We start from the raw sequence: 2,776 nt of genomic DNA, 5'->3' as shown, positions 1-2,776 counted from the left end.
CTTGTATATAAGCTGACGCTTGAATTCATAAAAACCACAATCTGCTATGGCACTTGCTAGTTTATGATCTCTTGGTCGATTGGATATGGCGCACTTCGGAGCGGCTCTGCATTCTTCGGGAGACCTCGCCATCCCATCCTACGGAATGCTCCGCTTTCCGACCGCTTTTTGAGCATTCCACTTACATTTAAGTCTTCTATCACTATGGTGCTGTGGTTTTTAGCTAACCATGTTGTGACTTTATGTAGTGCATCTGCTCTGATATCTGCTACTGCTTGGTGCGCGTTCCGCAAGCGAGCTGTCGTCGTCGCGGGGTCGCATCCGCTTTTTTATGAATTTTGGCTAGTTTTTTGATAGCTTTGGCTCTGTTTTTCAATCCTGGCTCTTTTTTGTTAACACGCCTTTGATAACGAGTTCGTCGTTTTTTGGCTTCCTTATAGGCTTTAACATTAGCAAAGAGCGTTCCATCACTACAAGTTGCTAGAGTATTTATACCCACATCTACACCGATAACAGCTCGTTTGCTTGGTGCGCGTTCCGCAAGCGAGCTGTCGTCGTCGCGGGGTCGCATCCGCTTTTCGGAGTCGGTTTGGACTCACATTCATACCTAAAGCTAATGTACCAATCACCTGTGCGTTTAGATATTATCACATTTTTCACTCTGCAAGAAGGTAAGATTTCATAAGTTTTTACTATTCCTATTCTGGGTAATTGTATGTAATTTCCTTGAATAATTTTAATACTACCTTCTAAATAGAAATTGTCTTTTTTCCCCTTTTTCTTAAACTTAGGAAATCCACGTTTGGGAATAGTTAAAAAGTTTTTAAATGCCCTCTATAAATCTCTTAATGCCTGTTGAGGGGCACATTTTGAGACTTCATAATACCAGGATTTTTGACTTTTAACGTCAGCAACCAAACGTCTATGTAAAGTGATAGCACTAGGCCGTTTTTTAGTTTGCTGATACTCGCTGGTACAATAGGCTAATCCCCAATTATAAGCAGTCAGGAGCTACACCTGCGTGCGCAAGCAAGTATTGTTTTTTGGTAATTGTTAACTTTTAACTTGGTCTTGATTGATTGCATTTGAACACGAACACCATGAAAAAAAGTCTTTGATTGTTTAAGGATAATTTAAATGTATGATAGCAGATAATCAGCAGTTTTTCAAGATTTATTAACATTTGTTCAACTTTGTCCAATTATTTGGCTTCAGTAGTCAACCCTTAGGAAATGAATTCAAAAGAGGGAGCGTTTAAAATAGAGCCAATATCAACCCCCACAAAAGTAGCAATTATATCGTCATTAAACAAAAGCAAGCCATTGTTACCAGCATCATTGCCAAAACCATAACCCCCTAGATCATCTGCATTGAGTCGGATTAGATCTACATTTACCTGAAAATCCTGAATGACTGCAATGTCACTATCAGCATTGCCGCTATAAAAAACACTACTCTCGTCCCCAAGCACAAAGGTGTCTTCATCATCACCGCCGACTAAAATATCAACTTCAACAACTCCTACACCGCCAGTACCTCCCATGAGAATGTCATTGCCTTCACCCCCGTCGACAGTGTCAAATCCTTCACCCCCGTTGAGATTGTCATTGCCATCTTCACCGAATAGTTGGTCATTGCCTGTTTCACCATCAAGGTTGTCATCACCGCTAGGAGAACTATTGTTGCTGCCACCCCAAAGACTATCGTCACCGCTGCCTCCTCCGATATTGTCATTGTCTTCTTCACCGAATAGTTGGTCATTGTCTGGACCACCATCAATATCGTCATCGCCTCTGCCGCCGATTTGGGTGTCATTGCCATCGCTCCCAAAAAGGCTGTCATTGCCACCTCTCCCGAAGTGTAGGTCATCACCCTCGTTATCTAATAGCTGGTCGTCGCCTTCGCCCCCATCGAGAATGTCATCGCCTCTGCCGCCGATTTGGGTGTCATTGCCTTCCCCGCCATCCAGTGTATCCGAGCCATTTCCCCCGGTGAGAAAATCATTACCGCCCTCACCGAAGATCTCGTCATTACCATTGTCACGAGCACCATCTCCTATGATTTGGTCATCACCATCACCCCCGTAGATGGTGTCACTGCCAGCATTGCCCAAGAGTTGGTCGTTACCATTGGAAACTCCGTCCCCATCTCCAAAGATCAGGTCATCCCCGGCGTCCCCTTTGATGAAGTCAATGCCGGCAAAACCAACTAAGGTATCGTTTCCGCTACGAGCGATTATATTATCGTCTCCTCCATAAGCGAGAACTAAATTATCTTCTGAATTACCTCTAGGGATGAGCAAAAAGTCGTTTCCATCAGTTCCTTCTATCGTAGCCATGATATTTATATTTATCTCCTAAAATTATATTTCTTAGATGCTACTTAAGGGGTGCATCCCTGTTTTTATTTTTCAACAAAAGAATAACTGTCATTGCGTAGCTTACTTCCCGCAGGGTGGAAGAACGACGAAGCAATCCCATTATGTTCTTCTTAGTGAGAGATTTTGCGATTGCTTCACTCCAGCTTTCAGCAACTTTGAGCCCATTCATTTTCAGATTTTTGCCAAGTTTTCAGCTCCTGATGGATTTAATTAAGCAGGGGAAAACTTGACAAAGCCATTGAGAATCCCAATCTCGAAGCAATCAAATTGGAATTAGCCAACAGCAGCAATTGATTTGCTGAAGGATTCCGAACTGTAGTCAGTAGCTTGAGCACCAGTGTCGGTAATGGTCTTAGTATTGTAACCATAAGCATCAGCTATCGCTTGAGCTTCAGC

The 2,776-nt window shown here is 42.9% G+C and carries 1 protein-coding gene and 1 pseudogene; both read right to left on the bottom strand.

From position 1 onward, the window contains the following. Window positions 1-520, bottom strand: a pseudogene (locus F6K22_RS43715) (RNA-guided endonuclease InsQ/TnpB family protein); the annotation flags it as partial. A gap of 705 nt (window positions 521-1,225) precedes the next feature. Then, the gene (locus F6K22_RS37890; protein WP_293109991.1) at window positions 1,226-2,338 is read right to left on the bottom strand and encodes a calcium-binding protein; all 1,113 of its coding nucleotides are present in this window, start codon (window positions 2,336-2,338) and stop codon (window positions 1,226-1,228) included. Window positions 2,339-2,776: the final 438 nt, after the last annotated feature.

Origin of the sequence: Okeania sp. SIO2F4 (assembly GCF_010672385.1) — a bacterium.
Lineage (GTDB): Bacteria > Cyanobacteriota > Cyanobacteriia > Cyanobacteriales > Microcoleaceae > Trichodesmium.
The sequence above is the reverse complement of the archived record's forward strand: the minus strand, read 5'-3'. Positions and strand labels throughout refer to the sequence as shown.